The sequence below is a fragment of the Vibrio sp. 070316B genome, from assembly GCF_013114115.1.
GTDB classification, from domain to species: Bacteria; Pseudomonadota; Gammaproteobacteria; order Enterobacterales; family Vibrionaceae; genus Vibrio; species Vibrio chagasii_B.
In genome coordinates this window covers 119,943-141,564 of sequence record NZ_VTYC01000003.1, presented here as the reverse complement: position 1 = coordinate 141,564, position 21,622 = coordinate 119,943, and the positions used below count along the sequence as shown (strand labels likewise).

Annotated in this window: 24 protein-coding genes; 12 read left to right on the top strand and 12 right to left on the bottom strand. The window is 44.4% G+C overall.

Annotation, left to right across the window (positions count from 1 at the left end):
• Positions 1-13 precede the first annotated feature (13 nt).
• Genes neuC through F0251_RS04590 form a run of 5 tightly spaced genes read left to right on the top strand, consistent with a single transcriptional unit; the run spans position 14 to position 4,689 of the window.
• A complete protein-coding gene (gene neuC / locus F0251_RS04610; protein ID WP_171730423.1) occupies positions 14-1,207 on the top strand; it encodes a UDP-N-acetylglucosamine 2-epimerase in 1,194 nt (397 codons plus the stop codon).
• 7 nt (positions 1,208-1,214) lie between these two features.
• Positions 1,215-2,288, top strand: a complete 1,074-nt coding sequence (gene neuB / locus F0251_RS04605) for an N-acetylneuraminate synthase (RefSeq protein ID WP_171730422.1) — start codon at positions 1,215-1,217, stop codon at positions 2,286-2,288.
• A gap of 22 nt (positions 2,289-2,310) precedes the next feature.
• Positions 2,311-2,943 (top strand): acetyltransferase, encoded by a 633-nt coding sequence (locus F0251_RS04600; RefSeq protein ID WP_128162732.1) that lies wholly within the window; start codon positions 2,311-2,313, stop codon positions 2,941-2,943.
• The gene (locus F0251_RS04595; RefSeq protein ID WP_171730495.1) at positions 2,936-3,997 is read left to right on the top strand and encodes a nucleotidyltransferase family protein; all 1,062 of its coding nucleotides are present in this window, start codon (positions 2,936-2,938) and stop codon (positions 3,995-3,997) included. The genes F0251_RS04600 and F0251_RS04595 overlap by 8 nt, the downstream gene beginning before the upstream one ends.
• Complete coding sequence (locus F0251_RS04590) at positions 3,997-4,689, top strand: acylneuraminate cytidylyltransferase family protein (protein ID WP_171730421.1); 693 nt, start codon at positions 3,997-3,999, stop codon at positions 4,687-4,689. Before F0251_RS04595 ends, F0251_RS04590 begins: the two co-directional genes overlap by 1 nt.
• Before the next feature lie 20 nt (positions 4,690-4,709).
• Here F0251_RS04590 and F0251_RS04585 read toward each other — a convergent pair whose 3' ends face one another.
• The 3 genes from F0251_RS04585 to F0251_RS04575 are packed head-to-tail and all read right to left on the bottom strand — an operon-like array spanning position 4,710 to position 7,632.
• A complete protein-coding gene (locus tag F0251_RS04585) occupies positions 4,710-5,789 on the bottom strand; it encodes a glycosyltransferase family 4 protein (protein ID WP_171730420.1) in 1,080 nt (359 codons plus the stop codon).
• A gap of 10 nt (positions 5,790-5,799) precedes the next feature.
• Positions 5,800-6,591 (bottom strand): glycosyltransferase family 2 protein, encoded by a 792-nt coding sequence (locus F0251_RS04580; RefSeq protein ID WP_171730419.1) that lies wholly within the window; start codon positions 6,589-6,591, stop codon positions 5,800-5,802.
• A 9-nt stretch (positions 6,592-6,600) separates the two neighbouring features.
• Positions 6,601-7,632 carry a UDP-N-acetylglucosamine 2-epimerase gene (locus tag F0251_RS04575; protein ID WP_171730494.1) on the bottom strand — a complete coding sequence of 344 codons (1,032 nt, stop codon included), beginning with the start codon at positions 7,630-7,632 and terminating at the stop codon, positions 6,601-6,603.
• 132 nt (positions 7,633-7,764) lie between these two features.
• Here F0251_RS04575 and waaA point away from each other — a divergent pair, with 132 nt between their 5' ends.
• Positions 7,765-9,027: a lipid IV(A) 3-deoxy-D-manno-octulosonic acid transferase gene (waaA, locus tag F0251_RS04570; RefSeq protein WP_171730418.1), complete on the top strand. Its 1,263-nt coding sequence runs from the start codon at positions 7,765-7,767 to the stop codon at positions 9,025-9,027.
• Between the two features lie 309 nt (positions 9,028-9,336).
• On the opposite strand, the gene F0251_RS04565 is transcribed toward waaA, so the two are convergent.
• Positions 9,337-10,050: a 3-deoxy-D-manno-octulosonic acid kinase gene (locus tag F0251_RS04565; RefSeq protein ID WP_171730417.1), complete on the bottom strand. Its 714-nt coding sequence runs from the start codon at positions 10,048-10,050 to the stop codon at positions 9,337-9,339.
• 95 nt (positions 10,051-10,145) lie between these two features.
• On the opposite strand from F0251_RS04565, the gene F0251_RS04560 reads away from it, so the two are divergent.
• From F0251_RS04560 to F0251_RS04550, 3 genes are all read left to right on the top strand, one after another.
• Positions 10,146-11,210: a glycosyltransferase family 9 protein gene (locus F0251_RS04560; RefSeq protein WP_171730416.1), complete on the top strand. Its 1,065-nt coding sequence runs from the start codon at positions 10,146-10,148 to the stop codon at positions 11,208-11,210.
• Position 11,211: 1 nt separating this feature from the next.
• The gene (gene coaD / locus F0251_RS04555; protein ID WP_171730415.1) at positions 11,212-11,694 is read left to right on the top strand and encodes a pantetheine-phosphate adenylyltransferase; all 483 of its coding nucleotides are present in this window, start codon (positions 11,212-11,214) and stop codon (positions 11,692-11,694) included.
• Between the two features lie 251 nt (positions 11,695-11,945).
• Entirely contained in the window at positions 11,946-12,698 is a 753-nt protein-coding gene (locus tag F0251_RS04550) for a glycosyltransferase family 25 protein (RefSeq protein ID WP_171730414.1), read from the top strand.
• 80 nt (positions 12,699-12,778) lie between these two features.
• Here the strand turns inward: F0251_RS04550 and F0251_RS04545 are convergent, their stop codons facing one another.
• The 6 genes from F0251_RS04545 to radC all read right to left on the bottom strand — a co-directional run bounded on the left by F0251_RS04545 (position 12,779) and on the right by radC (position 16,804).
• Complete coding sequence (locus F0251_RS04545; RefSeq protein WP_171730413.1) at positions 12,779-13,783, bottom strand: NAD-dependent epimerase; 1,005 nt, start codon at positions 13,781-13,783, stop codon at positions 12,779-12,781.
• Positions 13,784-13,874: 91 nt separating this feature from the next.
• Positions 13,875-14,684, bottom strand: coding sequence for a bifunctional DNA-formamidopyrimidine glycosylase/DNA-(apurinic or apyrimidinic site) lyase (gene mutM / locus F0251_RS04540; protein ID WP_171730412.1), 810 nt, complete (start codon positions 14,682-14,684; stop codon positions 13,875-13,877).
• Between the two features lie 3 nt (positions 14,685-14,687).
• On the bottom strand, positions 14,688-15,218 hold the full coding sequence (locus F0251_RS04535) for a hypothetical protein (RefSeq protein WP_171730410.1): 531 nt from the start codon (positions 15,216-15,218) through the stop codon (positions 14,688-14,690).
• A 202-nt stretch (positions 15,219-15,420) separates the two neighbouring features.
• The gene (gene rpmG / locus F0251_RS04530) at positions 15,421-15,588 is read right to left on the bottom strand and encodes a 50S ribosomal protein L33 (protein WP_002535344.1); all 168 of its coding nucleotides are present in this window, start codon (positions 15,586-15,588) and stop codon (positions 15,421-15,423) included.
• Positions 15,589-15,601: 13 nt separating this feature from the next.
• Positions 15,602-15,838 (bottom strand): 50S ribosomal protein L28, encoded by a 237-nt coding sequence (gene rpmB / locus F0251_RS04525; protein WP_004728407.1) that lies wholly within the window; start codon positions 15,836-15,838, stop codon positions 15,602-15,604.
• Positions 15,839-16,129: 291 nt separating this feature from the next.
• Positions 16,130-16,804, bottom strand: coding sequence for a DNA repair protein RadC (gene radC, locus F0251_RS04520; protein WP_004741426.1), 675 nt, complete (start codon positions 16,802-16,804; stop codon positions 16,130-16,132).
• 225 nt (positions 16,805-17,029) lie between these two features.
• Here radC and coaBC point away from each other — a divergent pair, with 225 nt between their 5' ends.
• From coaBC to lpxL, 3 genes are all read left to right on the top strand, one after another.
• The gene (gene coaBC / locus F0251_RS04515; RefSeq protein WP_171730409.1) at positions 17,030-18,277 is read left to right on the top strand and encodes a bifunctional phosphopantothenoylcysteine decarboxylase/phosphopantothenate--cysteine ligase CoaBC; all 1,248 of its coding nucleotides are present in this window, start codon (positions 17,030-17,032) and stop codon (positions 18,275-18,277) included.
• 169 nt (positions 18,278-18,446) lie between these two features.
• Positions 18,447-19,037, top strand: coding sequence for a nucleoid occlusion factor SlmA (slmA, locus tag F0251_RS04510; protein WP_004741428.1), 591 nt, complete (start codon positions 18,447-18,449; stop codon positions 19,035-19,037).
• A gap of 17 nt (positions 19,038-19,054) precedes the next feature.
• The gene (lpxL, locus tag F0251_RS04505; RefSeq protein ID WP_171730407.1) at positions 19,055-20,038 is read left to right on the top strand and encodes an LpxL/LpxP family Kdo(2)-lipid IV(A) lauroyl/palmitoleoyl acyltransferase; all 984 of its coding nucleotides are present in this window, start codon (positions 19,055-19,057) and stop codon (positions 20,036-20,038) included.
• A gap of 91 nt (positions 20,039-20,129) precedes the next feature.
• Here the strand turns inward: lpxL and pyrE are convergent, their stop codons facing one another.
• Both pyrE and rph read right to left on the bottom strand, forming a co-directional pair.
• Positions 20,130-20,771, bottom strand: coding sequence for an orotate phosphoribosyltransferase (gene pyrE, locus F0251_RS04500; RefSeq protein ID WP_004741430.1), 642 nt, complete (start codon positions 20,769-20,771; stop codon positions 20,130-20,132).
• Positions 20,772-20,878: 107 nt separating this feature from the next.
• The gene (gene rph / locus F0251_RS04495; protein WP_061033128.1) at positions 20,879-21,595 is read right to left on the bottom strand and encodes a ribonuclease PH; all 717 of its coding nucleotides are present in this window, start codon (positions 21,593-21,595) and stop codon (positions 20,879-20,881) included.
• Positions 21,596-21,622 lie beyond the last annotated feature (27 nt).

The window sequence follows — 21,622 nt, the reverse complement described above, 5'->3', positions numbered from 1 at the left end:
GTTTAATACATACATGACTCAGACACATAAAAAGGTTGCGGTCTTTACTGGTACAAGAGCAGAGTATGGTCTGCTCTTTTGGCTTTTAAAGGACATACAAAGCGATCCTGACCTAACACTTCAATTGCTTGTTTCTGGTATGCACCTATCACCGGAATTCGGTGATACTTACAAACAAATTGAAAAAGATGGCTTCAATATCGATGAGAAAATAGAGATTTTGTTGTCTTCTGATTCCGCTGTAGGTACAGCGAAAAGTATGGGGCTGGGTGTATTGGGGTTTGCCGATGCCTTGTCGCGACTAGCGCCAGATGTTCTTGTCATTCTTGGGGATCGCTTTGAAGCGCTCGCTGCAGCGCAAACGGCTATGATACTTCGTATTCCGATAATTCATCTTCATGGTGGTGAAATAACAGAAGGTGCTTATGACGATGCAATTCGCCATGCGATTACCAAGTTGAGTTACCTACATGGTACATCGACAGACGAATACCGAAACCGAGTGATTCAACTTGGTGAATCACCAGCACGTGTCAGAAATATTGGTGCAATTGGCTTAGACCACCTAAACCGAGCGTCTTTTATGACGGTTTCTGAGTTGAGTGAATCACTAAGTTTTGAACTCACAAAACCTTATTTTGTCGTGACTTATCACCCTGTTACTCTGGGTAACGAATCTCCAGAGGAAAGCTTTCAATCGCTTTTAGACGCATTGGAAGAATACCCTGATCATCAAGTTATATTGACTTACCCTAACGCAGATGACGGTGGTCGACGCATTATCCCAATGCTAGAAGATTATGCAGCAAGTCAACCAAAACGTGTCTTTGCAATCCCATCACTAGGGCAAGTGCGTTATCTGAGCTCGGTAAAGCATGCGGCTGCAGTTATTGGTAATTCGTCGAGTGGTATTATTGAAGTACCAGCTTTTGATGTCCCTACAGTGAACATAGGGGCTAGACAAAAGGGGCGCTTGGCCGCAAAAAGTGTTTTAAACACCACAGCTACGAAAGAATCCATCAGTAGCGCGATTGGCCTCGCTGTGAGCCGAAAGTATAAAGCTGAAGATGAAAATATTGCTAACCCCTACGGGCAAGGTGATAGTAGCAAGCAAGTCATAGAGATGATTAAAGGATTGGATTTTGATCCTTGTAAGTCTTTTTATGATGTAAACATTGAACCTGACTTAAACAAGAAAGTAGAGTGAGACAATAATGACTTTGATTATTGCTGAAGCGGGTGTAAACCATAACGGCCAAGAAGAACTAGCGTTTTCTTTGGTCGACGCTGCTCACAAAGCCGGAGCGGATATAGTAAAGTTCCAAACTTTTAAAGCAAAAAACCTAGTTACCGAAGAGGCTAAGCAAGCTGAATATCAAGTAGCAAATACTCAAAAGCAAGAGTCTCAGTTAGCGATGTTAAGCCGTTTAGAACTGTCGTACGACACCCACCATGATCTCGTCAAATACTGTGAGTCCCTTGGTATTGAGTTTCTATCAACAGCTTTCGATTTTGAAAGTTTAGATTTCTTAGTCAATGATCTTGGTTTAACGCGCTTGAAGTTGCCTTCCGGTGAATTAACGAACGCTCCTCTTGTATTGGCTCATGCTCGTACCGGTTGCGATCTTATTGTATCAACAGGTATGGCAACAATTTCCGAAATTGAGACAGCTCTTGGAGTGATTGCTTACGGATATACGGCAGATGAAAAAGCAGAACCTTCGATGCTAGGTTTCCAAGAAGCTTATGCATCAGAAGCTGGTCAAAAAGCGCTAAAAGAGAAAGTAACAATTCTTCATTGTACGACAGAATATCCTGCTCCAATGGAAGAAATCAACCTAAGAGCAATGGATACGCTAGGGCGAACATTTGACTTGGCGGCAGGCTATTCGGACCACAGTGAAGGAATAACGATACCAATTGCGGCTGTTGCCCGTGGTGCTGTTCTCATAGAGAAGCATTTTACATTAGATAAAAACATGGAAGGTCCAGACCATAAAGCTTCTCTAGAGCCACAAGAGCTAGAGGCAATGGTAAAAGCCATCCGTCAGATTGAGATTGCATTAGGCTCTAGCGTAAAAACTCCTACAGTATCTGAAATGAAAAACAAATCCGTAGCGCGAAAAAGCTTAGTAGCAGCAATGGATATTAAAGAGGGTGAAGAATTAACAGAATCTAACCTCACAATTAAGCGTCCAGGTATTGGTTTGTCCCCTTACCGTTATTGGGAACTTCTTGGCACTAAAGCAACCAAGGGATACAAAACAGGAGAGCTGATCATTGAGTGATGAGGTGAATCTTCCTATTGTAATGATTGGTGGAGGTGGGCATGCTAGCGTGTTAACCGATATTTTGCTGGAGAAAGGACGAGAGATTATTGCAGTTATTAGCCCAGATGACATAACTCAACGTAGTGTTTTCGTGGGACTTACACAACTCTTAGAAGACACAGATATAACGAAGTACTCACCAAATGATGTTCTGTTGGTAAATGGTATCGGCATGATGCCAAAATCTTCACTACGAGAAAAAGTTGGACTCTATTTTAGCCAGCTAGGCTATCGATTTGAGACCGTTATAGCATCAACTGCTCATGTTTCAAATTTTGCGTCACTAGCTGAAGGATCTCAAGTTCTTCATCAAGCAGTCGTCCAGGCCGGCGCTGAGGTAGGAGCTCACAGCATCATTAATACTGCAGCACTCATTGAACATGATTGCACCATCGGCCAGCATAACCACATTGCTCCTCGAGCAACACTTTGTGGGCAAGTTAAAACTCACTGCTGTGTGTATGTGGGAGCAGGTTCAACGGTGATCCAGGGCATTGAGCTAGGCAAAGGCTGTATTGTAGGAGCAGGGAGCACTATTGTTAAAGACATAGGCTCTCAGATTGTTACTTTCGCTAAACAAAATCAAGAAACTAAGTTGATTGAAAATGATTAATAGTTGGAAACAAGCCATCTTATCACCGGCAGCAACACTAAAAGATGCGCTACAAATTATAGACTCAGAAGCACTGCGTGGTGCATTAGTCGTTGACTCCTCTCAAGCATTATTAGGTGTGGTAACTGATGGAGATATTCGTCGAGGGCTTTTATCAGGAAAAAACCTCGAAGCTCCTGTAGCGGATGTAATGAACTGTTCACCAATGACCGCGAATTCAGAGAGCTCAAGAGAGTACTTGATTGAGCAAATGAACAAGCTTGATATTCTGTTTATTCCAATCGTAGACGATGGCAGATTAGTTGGCTTAGAAACCTTGCATCGTGCCTTAGTTAATAAGCCTAACTATCAAAACCCGGTGTTCATTATGGCTGGAGGTTTTGGCACTCGCCTTAAACCTTTAACAGATAGTTGTCCGAAACCTATGCTAAAGGTTGGTGGTAAGCCTATTCTAGAAACATTGATACATAACTTTATCAAAGCCGGATTTCAAAACTTTTATATTTCAACCCATTACATGCCTGAGCAAATTGAAAATTACTTTGGTGATGGTACAGAGCTTGGCGTGAACATTACTTATGTTCATGAAGATGAACCACTCGGTACAGGAGGGGCGCTGGGACTTCTACCCGATGATTTACCGAAAGGGTTACCGCTCATAATGATGAATGGTGATGTACTGACTAAGGTGGACTTTCAACGCCTACTTGATTTCCATAATGAAAATCAAGCCGACGCAACAATGTGTGTGCGAGAGTACGATTATCAAATCCCTTATGGTGTGATCAATGGAGAAGGAAACAAAATAACGAGTATGGTTGAAAAACCAATTCAACGTTTCTTTGTTAATGCTGGTATATATGTGGTTTCTCCAGAAGTGATTAACTCGGTTCCCCAGAGTCACAAAATTGATATGCCGACTTTGCTAGAACAGCACATGGAACAAAGAAACAATATCCTAATGTTTCCTATTCATGAATATTGGCTTGATATTGGTCGTATGGATGATTTTAATCGCGCACAAGCTGATATTCACAGTTTAGGGATGTTCTAATGATTAATGGAAAAAAGGTCTTAGCACTTATTCCCGCTCGTGGTGGTAGTAAACGACTTCCAAGAAAAAATGTACTGCCTCTAGCTGGAAAACCACTGATTGGGTGGTCAATTGATGCAGCTCAAAACAGTAAATTTATCGACAAAATATTCGTTAGCACTGATGACCAAGAGATTGTAGATGTAGTTTCCCTATTTGGTGTCAATGTTCCGGAGCTAAGACCTGACTACCTAGCATCAGATACTGCTACGACGCAAAGCGTTTTAACTTATACGTTAGAAAAATTTGGTAGTGACATAGATATAATTGTACTGCTTCAACCAACATCTCCGTTGCGAACAGCTCAGCATATCGATGAAGCATTGGATCTGTTCATTGAAAAGCAGGCTTTCTCTGTAGTTTCCGTTACACCATGTGAGCACCCACCGCTTTGGGCTAACACGCTCCCTGAAGATGGCACAATGGGAGACTTTATTCGCCCAGAAGCATTAAAACGATCTCAAGATTGCGGTGATTTTTTCCGATTCAATGGGGCTATTTACATCTTTGATGTTCGAAGGTTTATGGAGTACGGCGAAATTAGATACACAGATGAATCCTTCGCCTACGTTATGGAAAATCGAGTTTCTTTTGATATTGACCAACCATTAGACTTTGAGCTAGCCGAGTTCTTTATGAACAAAGAGGGCTAAATAGCCCTCTTCACTCTATATTACTGCTGAAGCAACTTCTCAAAAAATTCCAGGTGCTTTTTCACTGTTACTCGTGAACTAAAGCTTTCATCTAAGCGCTTCTTAGCCGCTTCACTCATGGCTGTGCACTTGGCCTTGTCTTGTGCGAGCTTGTCCATAGACTCGCCCAACGCTTTAGCGTCTCCCGTAGGGACAATATAACCCGTTTCGCCATCTACAACGAGTTCAGGAGCACCACCGGTGGTCGTCACTACTGAAGTTGTGCCATTTGCCATTGCTTCGACAATCGTGCGTGGTAGCCCTTCTCCGCTGATCGATGGTTGAACTTGAAAGTCTGCCATACACATAATTGAAGGGATATCGGTTCGGTGACCTATGTAATGAATTCGCTCACTCATAGGGCTCGCTTTCATCTCATCAAAGTGAGGCTCATAACCACTACCCGCTAAGATCAGATGGAAGTTGGGTGCCGAAATGTATTTGGTCGCTTCAAGCAAAACGGAAATACCTTTGCTTGGCCTGACGTGCGCTGCAGTAATCGCAACAACATCCTCTTCACTCAAACCAAATTCAGAGCGCTCAGTTGGTGGTACCTTGTACCAATCCAATTCATGCCCTTTGTATATGGTAACAACGTTATCTTTGTTCTTCCAAACACGCTTCACTACATCCTGTCGTACTGCTTCAGACACACACACAATACCATCCACGCGAGGATGGAGCTGAGTTAGGTAAGCACTTGGGTCATGTCGATACAGCCCGCCAGTAGTACCTCGATAAACAACCAACTTAACGTCAAAGCCAATACACGCAAAAGCTGCATTGGGTATTGTCTTAGAGTTAAAAGCATAGCAGATATCGTAATTGTGCGTTTTTAACTCATGACGGATCTTTTTAATGGTATCAAAACAAATTTTACGTTTAGGATAGCCATCAACAACTCGGATGCCGTGCTCTTCTAGCTTCGATACGTGCTCAGATTCTCCCTGAGTCATGATCGTCACTTGATGCCCTTGACGAGCTAGCTCGATAAAAATCGCAGCTTCTGGACGCAAACTGTTCCATGCATGTAAGTAAGATGCACAAACTAAAATCTTCATCTATCGGTCCCTATTTAGCTTGGTCTGTTGAACTGTCTTCTGAGCGATTTTCAAGAATCCACAAACCAACATATTTATTGAAATTCACCTGAGCGTAAGTCATAGCCATAATGAAACCGACACTGCCATCCATAAAACCACGACGGATAATGTACACAAGGAAAAACGTCCACATCGCTCGTAGTAGAGCAAGAAATAAGCCGTGTGATTTCTTACCTTTACGGTGATATTTTTGAGAACCAAGCCAAGCATATTGCGCCGCTTTATCTAAGCCGTGCCCATAATCTCGGTGAGTATAGTGGAGCAAGTAGCCTTTCAGGATACCCGTCGTTCCTTGTTCCGGTACAACAGTTTCGTGCACTTCATCCAACGTATATCTAGAACCTTCTCTTTTGAAGAGCCTCAACACAGCACGAGCACTGCGGCCATGCTTAAGTGTTGTTCCATAGAGCGTCACTCCCCAAGGAAGTTTGTAAGCAGTATGTTTGATTTGATCTTGTTTTAATAATTCAACAAGAGCCTTGCTCATTTCAGGGTCTAAAGCTTCATCTGCATCGATTGATAACACCCAATCACATGTCGCTTTATCTAGCGCTCGTTGCTTTTGCTTACCAAAGCCCGGCCAATCGGTGATGGTCACGTTGTCTGTATATTTTTGGCATATCTCAACGGTTGCGTCCGTTGAACCGCTGTCTAACACAATTAGCTCATCGGCAATATCAACCACAGATTTAAGGCAAGTTTCAATTCGGTCTTCTTCATTCTTGGTAATAACAATGACAGACAGGGTATGTTTTCTCATTATTCAGCCCTAGAATTTCCAATAGTTTAAAGATTTACGGATTTTAAAGTTACGAATCCAATTTTTTGGTTTTTTATCCTGCCAACCGCTTTCTAGCACATCCGTAATAGCACTCAGAACTCTCGCTGAGGATTGCCCGTCCAAATATGGCGTTATTGACGGACCATAATTAGCGATGGCTTTGTCTCTTGCTTCATCCGGTAGCATCGCTTGTTGAATTGCGGATTCTAACTGCTCTGCTTGGGTAATATTGATGAAACTCGCTTGAGGGTCTCGGTTATTTACCGTAACAACCGGCTTATTAAGCAACAAAAATTCCTGAAAGATCGATGAGTTGTCACATACCATCACATCAGCACGATGCTGCATTTCAATCACTCGATCATTGTCGAAGAACAGAAGGTTGTCCCCTTCCAACGCCTGGTATTTTTCTCGTGTCTCTTGCTTCATTTTAGGATGCAATGTGACTAACCATTGCCACTGGCTCAGTTTGCTTAGGCGCTTAAGCTCTTCATAAACCAATTCAGCACAGGATAAACTTGGCGAAAAAGTGGAAGCGAATAGAATTTGAGGTCTTTCAAAATGCTTGTCACTGGTTTGGTAATTTAACAAGCTATCTAGCTTCAACCAGCCAGTCTCTTTGACTTGAAAGTAGCCGCGCTGCTTAGCTAATGGTTCCAATGAGTTGCTTCTTTCATGGCCTTCTGTGCAATACAAATCAAATAGACCACGCTCAGGATATAAGTTCCCTCGTTTACTCTCATTCAAACCGTGAAACACTTGCACCTTCAACCCTGGAATGAAAGCAGGAACGCGATCTCCGGGTACTAAGACAGCACAAGGATTATAGGCGACAGCTTCTGTCAAAGACACGCGCTGCTCTTGATCTAATAAAAGATGTTCAGAAGCATCCTCACCAACGAGCAACCACTTTACGTCATGGCCAAGTTGCTTCGCGTAATTATAAAATGGGCGAAGGATAGCAAATGAGTAGTTTTGCTCGACATAGAGCAAAAAACGATAGGATTGATCGGTTTGAATAAGCGATGAGATAGAGTTCACCATTTCCGTTTGAAAGTGTCACTAAGCATTTAATTATAACGCTCTTTACTTTCGAGATTGAAGAAAATACTCTTCTCATTACTGATTTTACCCTCTGGTGTCACTGTTCTTATGCTTATACGGCTTATATACACTCTTATATTGTCATTGGCCTCTCCACTACTCCTCTATGGGCTTTATAAGAGCAAACCCGGCAAACCAAGTTTCGGCAAGCGCTGGAAAGAGCATTTCGGTATCACGCCGCAAGTTCAAGGTAAAAGCCCTATCTGGATTCATGCGGTGTCGGTGGGTGAATCTATTGCTGCGATACCTATTATCAAGCAATTGAGGCAGAGAGAACCAAATCAAGCCATCATTGTTACCACGACAACCAGCACAGGTGCTGAGCAAATAGACAAGCTTGGTGATTTGGTCGAACATCGCTACATGCCGATTGATTTTTCTTGGTGTGTACGAGGCTTCCTTAAATCAGTACAGCCAAAGCAGATGTTGATTATGGAAACAGAGCTTTGGCCAAACACGCTACATTGCGTGGCGAAAGCTGGGATTCCTATATCAGTACTCAACGCTCGCCTTTCTGAACGTTCATGCCAACGCTACGCCAAATTCCAACCCGTGTTTAACCTTCTAGCTAATAACCTTTCTCAGGTACTCTGTCAGTACCCTAGTGATGCGGAACGTTTTGTAAGGCTAGGCCTAGATAAAGCATCTGTGCATGTGACGGGCTCAATCAAGTTTGATATTGAAGTCTCTACTGAACACGTTGAAAAAGGCAAAGCATTGAGGAAACAGATAGGTTTTGATCGCGATGTCTGGATTGCTGCTAGCACTCATCAAGGTGAAGACGACATTGTTTTAGATGCTCATAAGCAACTTCTTAAAGACAATCCAAATGCGTTGCTGATGATCGTTCCTCGCCACCCTGAGCGATTTAACCAAGTGGCAGAGCTCACTAAGCAGCACGACTTCAACACTATAACTCGAACGAGTCAGCAGCGATTAACATCTGATGTTGAAGTCTATATCGCTGATACCATGGGCGAAATGTTGGTACTACTCGGCGGTGCTGATGTCTGTTTTATGGGCGGAAGCCTTGTTGGAGATAAAGTAGGAGGGCATAACTTGCTAGAGCCAGCAGCCCTGAAGTTACCTCTACTGAATGGCCCTAGTTACTTTAATTTTAGCGAAATCACCGACAAACTGCTTGAGGCGAATGCTGTTACTATTTGTCAAAACAGCAATGAAATTACTGACCAGCTCAGAGAGCTATTTACCCACCCTGATTTGTGTCAAGACAGGGGCTTAGCGGCTTATCAAGTGGTTGAGCAGAACCGAGGGGCGTTGGATAGCACCTTACAATATATTATTGACTAGGGCGTGTTGATCTTTTGAGCTGATTTTTGCAGCGAGTTGCTGGGTATTTATACAAGGCAGAGGCTTTGATGTGTAGCTAGCCTACATGATAAGCCGATAACGTAGTAGAAATGACCAGCAAACGCTGCCCGAAGGGTTCGAGCTAGACGCCCCCGCAAAAAGCACTTTACTCTTTGTTAAGGGAGATTTGCTTAGAATGACTAGGCTACTTCCCCCTCGCCGCGATAAAAACGCTTTTGACTAGGCGTCCCCATCCGAACAAAATTTAACCGCAAAAGGTCAATACGCCCTAAAAACCATTCGATTTCGTTAGCCTTGGTAGCCTGTTAAAAGAGGCTCCCAATCTGACTCTTGCCATTGAATCTGGCGCTTGTTCACTTCTTTTAGGAATGAGCGCTTTAAGCGACTCAAGTTACCTTCTTTCCAGTCATCACCCGCTTGCTGACCACACTTATCAAAGTCAATAATCCACACCTTTTGTGAATCATCAAGCAGGATATTATGAATGTTGAGATCAGTGTGATTAACCCCAGCATCGTGCATTTTGCGTATCTCGCGGCCAATCTTTTGATAAACATCCGCACGTATCGGATCAGAAACCAAGACATCAACCAGATCTTTCGCATTGGGAATTCGTTCCGACATCAGATCTGCACGATAAAAAAGCCCGCTTTTCGTCGCCCGAGCGGCAATCGGCTTAGGTACATTCACACCTGCATTAGCTAGTACCTTAAGAACATTAAGCTCCATCGCACAGCGCGTGCTTTCCCAGTCAGAAAATCGATATTGGTCCTCGACGAGTTTGCCAAATAGCCCACCACGGCGATAGTGACGCAACGCGGCTTGCATTCCATCAAGTTGAATAAACCAGGTGGTACCACGCCCCTGTGCACTCCCTGAAATAGACTCACGTTGCTGCCAGTATTCTGCCTCAAAGATCTGAACCATCTCACCCTCCGGCACTTGTGCCAGAAGCTCAGGGTCATACCAAATTGTTTGGTTCTTAGTGTTAATCGTTTCCATCTATGAGGCCTTTGGGTCGCTTTTCGTCATTGCTATTTTACAACTAATGCGAGTATCTGCATAATTCTGATGTTATTCACTTTTTTGGGCTCTTTATGTCACTGTTCTCAACTGCACCTCAATCTCTTTGCATACTTCGCCTATCCGCGATTGGCGATGTTTGTCATGCTATTTCTGTGGTTCAAGCCATCCAGAAGCAGTGGCCTGAAACGAAAATTACTTGGATAACCGGGAAAATAGAAGCCATGCTGATCGGCGACCTGCCGGGTATTGAGGTAATTATTTTCGATAAGAAACAAGGCTTCAAAGGAATGCGTGAACTATGGCGCCAATTGTCAGATCGAAAATTTGATGCGCTGCTACACATGCAAGCCGCACTCAGAGCCAGCGTACTTTCCTGGGGAATAAAGGCGAAGTGTAAAGTAGGGTTTGGCAAAAACCGTACTCGTGAAATGCAATCACTCTTTACTAATCGCCACCTGCCTATTTCAGATAAGTTTCATGTGTTAGATAACTTTGCCGAGTTTGCTCGCTACATTGGTGTACCCTTCGATAAACCCCTGTGGGATATTCCTTTAACACAGGAAGACGAACAACTAGCCATCGACACCATGGCTGGGAAACAAACCTTGGTTATCTCTCCTGCCGCAAGCAAAGATTCACGTAACTGGTTAACTGAGCGATATGCCGCTATTGCCGATTATGCAGTAGAAAAAGGGATGCAAGTGGTACTGTGTGGCTCTCCAGCACCAAGAGAAGTAAACCTTGGTAACGACATCGAAGCGCTATGCCAATCTCCTATCATCAACTTAATTGGTAAAACTCACCTAAAACAGCTCACCGCAGTACTCAAGCATGCGACCGTGGTAATCGCACCAGATACCGGTCCAGCACATCTGGCAACGACACAATCAACACCTGTCATCGGGTTATACGCACACAGTGATCCTCGAAGAACAGGGCCCTACAATGACCTTGATATCGTAGTCAGTGTTTATCAACAACATGTAGAGGCGCAACAAGGGAAACCGGTTAAAGACCTTCCGTGGGGAACTCGAGCAAAAGGCGATGATCTGATGAAAGACATCACGCTCGACATGGTACAGCAGAAACTCGATAAAGCCTTAAACTCTATTAAAACACCAAGCAAGGACAGCTAATATGACCACTCACGTTATCTACCCAGGCACTTTCGATCCGGTAACCAATGGTCACCTCGATATTATTGTCCGAGCTGCAAGCATGTTTGATCATATCACGGTGGGAGTAGCCGCGAGTCCAAGCAAAAAGACCATGTTTCAGTTAGATGAACGAGTAGAGCTGTTGCGTGATGCCGTGTCTCACTTACCTAATGTATCTGTTGAAGGCTTTTCTGGTTTACTTGTCGACTTTGCCAAAGAGCAGAAAGCTAACGTATTGGTACGTGGCCTAAGAACAACTATGGATTTTGAGTACGAGTTCGGTCTCACTAGCATGTACCGCAAGCTACTCCCCGGCCTTGAAAGCGTGTTCCTAACCCCTTCGGAAGAGTATGCTTTCCTATCTTCGACTATTGTTCGTGAAGTCGCGATACACGGTGGGGAAATAAGTCAGTTTGTGCCACAGAAAGTTGCAGATGAAATCAAACTGAAAACAGTGAAATAATCCTGTATTCAAAAACAAAAATAGCGCTCATTGAGCGCTATTTTTAATTCGGATGAATCAATTACTACAGCGAGTAATAGATTTTACAGTTAAGAACCTCAAACACATCTTTAGTAACAAATTAACCTCATTAGTTCTAGGATTGTTGACATCAATCACAACCCTCACTTACAGGAAAGTGGCTAACTATCGCAACAAAACAGGTAGGTGCTAACATATTCCCCTAACAACAAACACATCAATACAACATTATGAAATCATACTGTATTACCTTAAAAAATAATCATTGTAGACAAAAGTCGACAACTACTGCCCTTAAGGATGTTCAGGTTGACTTTGAATTTTTTATTGGGGTGGATGCTCGAGTCGATGAACACCCTTTGCTCGAAAGAATTGAGAGCAATGAATTTCAATACAATATGGGGAGAGCACACGCAATTGGCGAAGTTGGATGCTATGCAAGTCATTACTTAGTTTGGCAAAAGTGTGTCGAACTTAATGAACCCATATTAGTTTTCGAAGATCATGTTGATATTGATGCAGATACTTTTCGGAATACTTTAACCATCGCAAAACAACATATTGAACAATGCGGGTATATTCGATTACAAAATAGTAAGAACAGATTAAATTATCCAGTCTGTAAGTACGAGAAACAGAACCTAGTCAAATATTTAAAGGTACCTCAAGGGACGGCTGGCTATGCGCTATCTCCTACTGCCGCAAAAGCATTCATCAAACATAGTCAAACCTTTAGACACCCTGTTGATGTATTCTTGAGAAACACTTGGATTCACAATCAACCGATGTTTGGTGTCAATCAAGCAGGAATGCAACGAAATGATAAGCCGTCGATCATTGGTAACCGTAAGCATCAAGGAGAAAAGAATTACTTTGTTGCTTCAATGAAACTAATGAATAAATTGAAAAGTATGGTGCTCAATCTAGTCACAAACATCAATCACTTGTTTACCTTGAATAAAGAGTACAGCCCAAAGTTTTAGAATAAAAACGGAATAATCCTGTATTAAAAACAAAAAAATAGCGCTCATTGAGCGCTATTTTTTATAACTACAATTGGGGGTTACAGTGAGTAGTAAGCCTTATACCAATCCGCGAATGCTTTGGCGCCTTCTTGGATTTTAACTTGAGGCTTGTAGCCAACTGCTTCAAACAGATCCTCAGTATCGGCGTAAGTTGCGTATACATCACCAGGTTGCATTGGCATGAAGTTCTTCTTCGCTTCGATACCTAACGCAGTTTCCAATGCTTCGATGTAATCCATCAATTTAACTGGGCTACCATGGCCGATGTTGAATACACGGTATGGTGCAGAGCTGGTTGCTGGTGAACCTTGCTCTACTGTCCAATCTGGCTGTTTTGCTGGAATTCGGTCTTGTACACGAATAATGCCTTCAACGATATCATCGATATAAGTGAAGTCACGCATCATGTCGCCGTTGTTGTAAATGTCGATCTCTTTACCCGCCACGATTAAGTTCGCAAACTTAAACATCGCCATATCAGGGCGGCTCCAAGGGCCGTAAACCGTAAAGAAGCGTAGACCTGTTGTCGGCACATCGTATAGATGAGAATAGGTATGCGCCATCAGCTCATTCGACTTCTTAGTCGCTGCGTACAATGAAATCGGGTGGTCAACGCTATCTGCCGTGTGGAATGGCATTTTCTGGTTCAGACCATATACCGAGCTTGAAGAAGCATAAACTAGGTGTTCAACCTTGTTATGACGGCAGCCTTCCAAAATAGCTAAGTGACCAACAAGGTTGCTGTCCGCATAAGCCATTGGGTTATCGATTGAGTAACGAACGCCAGCTTGTGCCGCTAAGTGGATAACGCGGTCAAATTTTTGCTGTGCGAAAAGATCAGCGATACCTTCTCTATCAGCTAGATCAAGCTCGATAAAGGTAAGGTTTTCATGTTCGATTCGCTTAAGGCGGTCATGTTTCAGAGAGACTTCGTAGTAGTCATTTAGGTTATCGATACCAACAACCTCATGTCCTGCCGCACATAGTCTCTCTGACACTGCAGAGCCAATAAAACCAGCAACGCCAGTTACTAAATATTTCATTCTACTATTCTCAATTCATATAATTAGTACAATTGTAGCCACTCGCTAGCCTACCGACTAGCAATAAAAAGTGAACACGAGTTCAGATTTTCTATACTTGGCACTCTTCGCAATAAAACGTATTGCGCTGACCGATTTTTAGCTCTTGAATCAGCGCTTCGCAGCTTGGGCACTTTTCACCTGCTTTACCATACACTTGCAGCTCTTGTGCGAAGTAGCCTGGTTTACCGTCCGCCTGAGAAAAATCTTTCAACGTCGTGCCACCTTGCTTAATAGCCGTCGCGAGCACTTGTTTGATCTCATCGGTTAACAAGATCCATTCAGCTTTGGTTACTTTGTTTGCCGATCGTAACGGGTGGATTTTTGCAGAGAACAAAGCTTCATTAGCGTAGATATTCCCGACACCGACCACCACTTTGTTGTCCATGATGAACTGCTTGACCGCAACTTTACGCTTTTCTGCCTTCTCAGCGGTGTAGTCAGCATTAAAATCGTCGGTTAACGGCTCAGGTCCAGAGCCAAGCAACACAGAGTGAACTTCATCAGGCGCCGACCACAACCAAGCGCCAAAACGACGCGGATCGTTATAGCGCAGTACTTTGCCGTTAGTCAGCTTGAGATCCACGTGATCGTGCTTTGCCGCCGGGAAATCGGCATCTAATACGCGCAGTGATCCAGACATTCCAAGATGAACAATTGCAGTACCTGTATCAGTTTCAATCAACAGGTACTTAGCACGACGCGAGATCGCACGAATCACCTGCCCTTCTAGCTTTTTAAGCTCTTGTGGGATATCCCAACGCAGCTTTGGCGTACGAAAGGTCAGTGTCTTAATGGTCTCGCCGACTAAATGAGGCGAGATCCCCATGCGGCTTACTTCGACTTCGGGTAATTCAGGCATAATCTAATCGTCCGATGTTGAGGGATTGTCTTGGCTAAGACTTGGAAACAGGTAGCTCTCTTCAATAGACACCGCCAACCACTGATCATTCCAGTTTTTTAACAACCAAAACTCAGGCAGCTGATAATAAGTAATACGTTGAGGCTCTTCTTGGTCTTGATACCACACTTCTATGGTGTGTGGGGTAGTAAGCTGAGAAGCAAGGTCAGTATAGGTTTGCGAGTCAACCTCGGTACCAACAAGCTGTTGCCAGCGTTGAGCGCGTTCTTGAGCGCTAATGCTTTGAGCTGGGGCGGAACCTTTCAATTGATAACCCCACTGACCATCTTCGAGTACCAATGACCACTTAGCAAAGTGCAACGCTTGCAACTCGGCTCCAGGATTTAACAGGTAGGGATAAGGGCTACTAACCTGTTGCTCAGGTTCTGGCTCGATAAGATACGCTTTGATCAAAGTCGGAAGGTTGAGCACCCCAATAAAAGCGATCACGCTTAACATGAGTATGTTGTTCCACCTGCGTCCACGATATCTCATCTGATTCTGCCATCTAACCTATTGAGCCTTCAGTATATCGTGAAAGTGGCGATACTTTCTATGTTGCTATTTGTACCGGCTAGATCCTTATAAAGACTAAAAAGTACATGAAGTCACCAAATTTTGGGCATAAAAAAACCCAGCGATTAAGCTGGGTTTTTCAATTCTTTCTTCTACTGAAGAAGAGCCAAAAAAGCATCAATTACTTGATTTTCGCTTCTTTGTACATAACGTGTTGGCGAACTACTGGATCAAACTTTTTGATCTCAAATTTGCCTGGCATGTTACGCTTGTTCTTATCAGTTGTGTAGAAGTGACCAGTACCTGCAGAAGATACTAGACGAATTTTCTCACGAATGCCTTTAGCCATTGCTTAATTCCTCTTAAACGTTTTCGCCACGTGCACGGATATCAACAAGAACAGCATCGATGCCTTTCTTATCAATGATACGCATGCCTTTAGCAGTTAGACGTAGTTTAACAAAACGTTTTTCGCTCTCTACCCAGAAACGATGAGTTTGTAGGTTCGGCAGAAAACGGCGCTTAGTAGCATTGCGTGCGTGTGAACGGTTGTTACCCGTTACTGGACGCTTACCAGTTACTTGGCATACTCGGGACATGAATGTCTTCTCCAATCGTTTCAGCTCGATATCAACCTTGGTGGCCGAACCTCTCTATCAATTAAAATAGAAGGTAAAAACCGTTATGGAAAATCCATACAAGGCTATCAAAGGTCGCGCATTATACTAACTTGACACGCATTGCTCAAGACCCGAACAGATCCTTTTTGCGGATTTCGTGATCTTTTTTTGTGCAGCGCAGCTTGCTTGAGTAATCAGAGCTGATTTTAGGTCTAAAAATGTGGGCGGAATGATAGCAGATTTAACGTAGTTAACAACCTAAAATGTGATTCAAATCCATCCGCGCTCAGCAAAAGAGACAACTTCGCCGTCTCCGACCACAAAATGGTCGAGAATTCGAATGTCCACCAGCGCTAAGGCATCAGTCAATCGACGAGTTATTCGTCTGTCTGCTTGGCTTGGCTCTGCAATACCCGAAGGGTGGTTATGTGCCAATATGAGGGCGGCAGCATTATGGTGAAGTGCCCGTTTAACGACCTCTCTAGGATAAACCGATGCAGCATCAATCGTCCCCTCAAACATCACTTCATCCTTTATTACTCTATTTTGGTTATCAAGAAACAGTATATAGAAGGCTTCTCGCTGGCGGTCGCGCAACATACTTGAGAGATAGAGTTTGGTATGACTCGGGCTGGTCAGTGCATCGCCTCGAGATAAGGTCTCTGCGAGATAACGCTGCGTCATCTCCAGTACGGCTTGCAATTGAACATACTTCGCCTGCCCCATCCCTTTATGAGCACAGAACTCAGCTTGTGTTGCAGAAAAAAGGTGCCTAAGCGAGCCAAAGTCCTTGAGCAGCTTATCTGCCAGCTCTAGAACGTTCATTCCTTGCGTGCCCGTTCGAAGAAAGATGGCTAGCAGCTCAGCATCACTCAAAGAATCTGGCCCTCGAGTAAGCAGTTTCTCTCTTGGCATCGACTCTGCAGGCATTTTATTTATCGGCATAGAAGAGCAAATCCATTGCTTATGAACATAACCCATCAGCGTAACCAGCTAGTATCCAGAGATCATTAAATAGAGATAAAGTCAGCCGAGCCACCAACAAAACCGTGTAATTGATAAGTTTGATAACGCCAATTTGATGAGCGTCAAGTCTGTTCAAGTTCTGCTTCTAGGCACTCATCCTTTGTTCTGATATCGTAAGTCGCAGAAAAATTAAGGAACAGAATCATGCAAACACAGGTTAATCCACTGAGTAACGCTGACCAACCAGGCCTAGCAGGGAAAAAAATTCTTCTTGGTATTAGTGGTGGTATCGCTGCTTACAAATGTGCCGAGCTGACTCGACGCTTGGTTGAACGTGGGGCACAAGTGCAGGTCGTCATGACCAATGCAGCCAAAGAGTTCATCACTCCACTGACCATGCAAGCGGTCTCGGGAAGGCCAGTGTCTGATAGTTTGCTTGATCCTGCTGCTGAAGCTTCAATGGGTCACATCGAACTCGCAAAATGGGCTGACTTAGTATTGTTGGCACCGGCGACTGCCGATCTTATTGCACGTATGACTGCTGGCATGGGCAATGACCTACTGACCACATTGGTTTTAGCGACCGATGCGCCAGTTGCGGTATCGCCAGCAATGAACCAACAGATGTACAGTCACCCTGCCACTCAAGAGAACATCGCGACGCTAAAACGTCGTGGTTGTGAGATTTGGGGCCCAGCGGCTGGCGAACAAGCGTGTGGTGATGTAGGCATGGGCCGCATGTTAGAGCCAATGCAGCTTGTACACCGCTGTGAAGACTTCTTCCAACCTAAACCACTTGCTGGCTGCTCTGTACTTATTACTGCAGGACCAACTCGTGAAGCTATTGACCCAGTGCGTTACATCACCAACCATAGCTCAGGGAAAATGGGCTATGCATTAGCTGAAGCCGCTGCTAAACAAGGTGCGACGGTCACTTTAGTGAGCGGCCCTGTGTCACTCGCTACTCCAGAAAAAGTGACTCGCGTCGATGTCGATAGTGCTCAACAGATGTTTGATGCCGTTACTGCTCACGCCGCCCAACACGATGTTTTCATCAGCTGCGCCGCCGTTGCTGATTACCGCCCTGAAACCATTGCAGACCAGAAACTTAAAAAAGTAGATGGTAAAGATGACATGACGATTCACATGGTGAAAAACCCAGATATCGTCGCTTCTGTCGCGGCAATGACTGAAGGCCGCCCATTTACAGTAGGGTTTGCGGCTGAAACGCAAGACGTTGAGAAATATGCTCGCGGTAAGCTAGAGCGAAAGAACCTGGATATGATTTGCGCTAATGATGTGTCTGTTGAAGGCCAAGGCTTCAATAGTAGCAGCAACGAATTGCACCTTTATTGGAAAGGTGGCGATAAATCTCTGCCATTGGATAGCAAAGGTGCGCTTGGATTCCAGATCCTTGAGCAGATCCAACAACTGCTAGAAAAGAATCACTAACTCACTGATTAGAGCAATATTGTCGGATAAATAGACAATTTTGAGCTGACAATCTGCTGACACCTCTCGATTCTGTTGACCTAGGGCTTACAAAACTAGGAAACAGAATTGAATGGTGTTTATAATCCTTCTTCACTCAATCCTCATCTTTAGGAAAGGAAGTAAATAGATGGCTGGTACTCGAAAATCAAACCGTCGTGAAGAAATCCTACAAGCTCTCGCACAAATGTTGGAATCGACCGAAGGTGCTTCTCGTATCACGACGGTAAAATTAGCCAAGCAAGTTGGCGTTTCTGAAGCAGCACTTTACCGCCACTTCCCTAGCAAAGCTCGCATGTTTGAAGGCCTTATCGAGTTTATTGAAGAAGCCTTGATGTCTCGAATCAACCGCATTCTGGATGAAGAGAAAGACACGCTAGAGCGCATACGCCTAGTACTGCAACTGATCTTAGTTTTCTCAGAACGTAACCCAGGCCTGACTCGAATTTTATCTGGCCATGCTCTAATGTTTGAAAACGAGCGCCTACGTGACCGCATCAATCAGCTATTCGAACGCATTGAGACTCAACTTCGCCAAATTCTGCGAGAAAGAAAGCTTCGTGAAGGGAAATCATTCCCGGTTGATGAGAAAATCTTAGCGGCACAATTGCTCGGCCAAGTTGAAGGCAGCCTAAATCGCTTTGTGCGTTCTGACTTCAAGTATCAACCAACAGAAAACTTCGATGCTTATTGGGCACTACTCAGCGCTCAGATTAAGTAGCAATCCAACTTTAAGTGATGGTTATGACGAAAACTTCTCCGACAAGCAGCACTGCACAACACGTTATTACTAAGCCGCCTTTTACACTGGCACTGCTTCACCCTAAATATTGGGGAGTATGGTTCGGCTTTGGGTTGTTGGCGCTTATCGTTAACGTTCTACCTTACCGCCTGTTATTACTGTTAGGCCGCTCATTGGGCACTTTAGGCGCTCGTTATGGCAAAAAGCGCGTCGCAGTCGCCACTCGCAATTTAGAACTCGCCTTCCCAGACAAGCCAGCAAATGAAGTTGCGGCTATGGTGAGCGAGAACTTTAAGAATACGGGTATGGCGCTGATCGAAACCGGTATTACTTGGTTCTGGCCGACGTGGCGCTTCAAGCGAATCTTAGTAGACAAAGACACTCAGATGCTGCGTACGCACAAAGCCAATGGCAAAGGTGTTCTTCTCTGCTGTGTGCATGCCTTGAACCTAGAGATCACCGCACGAGCGATGGCTGTACTCGGTATTCCTGGCTTAGGGGTGTATCGTCCACACAACAACCCTGCTTATGAGTTCATTCAGTACCGCGGTCGTACCCAAAACGGCAACCGCCTCATTCACCGTAAAGATGTGAAGCGCATGATCCGAATCTTGCGTCAGGGTGAGATCCTCTTCTACCTTCCTGATCATGATTACGGTCGCAATAAATCTGTATTTGTGCCTTTCTTCGCAGTGCCTGATGCGTGTACGACGACTGGTACTAGCATTCTGGCTTACACCAGCCGCTGCGCGATTGTTCCAGGTTCTGGCTTTAGAAACGACAACGGCAAATATGAAATCATGGCCGATGAGTCCATCGAAGATAACTACCCGCAAAAAGATGAGAAAGCAGCTGCTGTTTACATGAATAGCTACCTTGAGAAAATCATCTTACGTGCACCAGAACAGTGGATGTGGCTACACAAACGTTTCAAAACCATGGAAGACCCAGAAGCTGAACGCGGTATTCGTTATAAGTAGAGTAGCCGCTATAAATACTATTCTGAACCAAAAGAAAAGGGGCTGATGATTCATCAGCCCCTTTTGCATTCTATAGCTATAACAAATTGTATTAGATGCCGTACTGAGCGCGGTACGCTTTCACTGCTTCAAGGTGCGCTGCGTCAGTGCCCTTCTCTTCAAGGAAAGTTACTAGGTCAGTCAGGCTAACGATAGAGATAATCGCACAACCAAAGTCACGTTCTACTTCTTGAATCGCAGATAGCTCACCTTTACCTTTCTCTTGGCGGTCAATCGCAACAAGAACGCCCGCTAGATCAGCACCATTCGCTTGGATGATTTCCATCGATTCACGAATTGCAGTACCTGCAGTGATTACGTCGTCCACCAGCATGATGCGACCTTCCAGTGCGCTACCGACTAGGTTGCCACCTTCACCGTGGTCTTTTGCTTCTTTGCGGTTAAAGCAGTAAGGCGTGTCTACATCGTGGTGATCGGCCAGTGCAACAGCTGTTGTCGTTGCGATTGGGATACCTTTGTATGCAGGGCCAAACAGTACATCAAATTCAATACCAGAATCCGCCAGTGCTGCTGCGTAGAAACGACCTAAGCGCGCTAGGTCACGGCCTGTGTTAAACAATCCAGCATTGAAGAAGTAAGGGCTCTTACGGCCAGACTTTAAAGTAAACTCACCAAACTTAAGTACTTCTTTCTCTAGTGCAAATTCAATAAATTCACGTTGATATGCTTTCATGCTCATCCTCTATGTTTACTCAATAAAACTTAACTTACGCTCTGTACCACCCTTTCGGGTTTTACAGACAAAAAAATAGCCCCCAAATTGGGAGCTATTAAAAATGACTAGTCGGCCAACGCTGCTTTCTGCGCTTCGACGATATCGGCAATGCCCTTATTCGCCAGGGCTAAAAGCTTCATCAGCTCTTCGTGGCTGAACGGTTCGCCTTCTGCGGTACCTTGAATCTCAATCATCTTACCGTCTTCCGTCATTACAACGTTCATATCTGTATCGGCTGCTGAGTCTTCAACGTATTCAAGGTCACACAGTGCTTCTGCACCAACGATACCCACTGAAACTGCCGCTACGTGGCCTTTCATTGGGTTCTTTTTCAGTTTACCGCTGTCTAATAGGCTCTTGATTGCGTCAGCCATTGCTACGCTTGCGCCAGAGATAGACGCAGTACGTGTACCGCCGTCTGCTTGAATAACATCACAATCAACAGTGATCATTATTTCACCCATCGCTTTAAGATCCACAACAGCACGTAGGCTACGAGCGATCAGGCGTTGGATTTCCATCGTGCGACCACCTTGCTTACCGCTCGCTGCTTCACGACGGTTACGAGTGTGCGTTGCACGTGGCAGCATGCCGTATTCAGCCGTTACCCAACCCTTTCCTTGACCTTTCAACCAACGCGGTACGTTTTCTTCTACCGTCGCATTACATAGAACTTTAGTGTTGCCGAACTCAACTAATACAGAACCCTCAGCATAAGCTGTGTAGTTACGAGTAATTTTAATTGGACGAATTTGATCTACAGCGCGGTCATTTGGACGCATTGGTATCTACCTTATTAACAGTCTGAA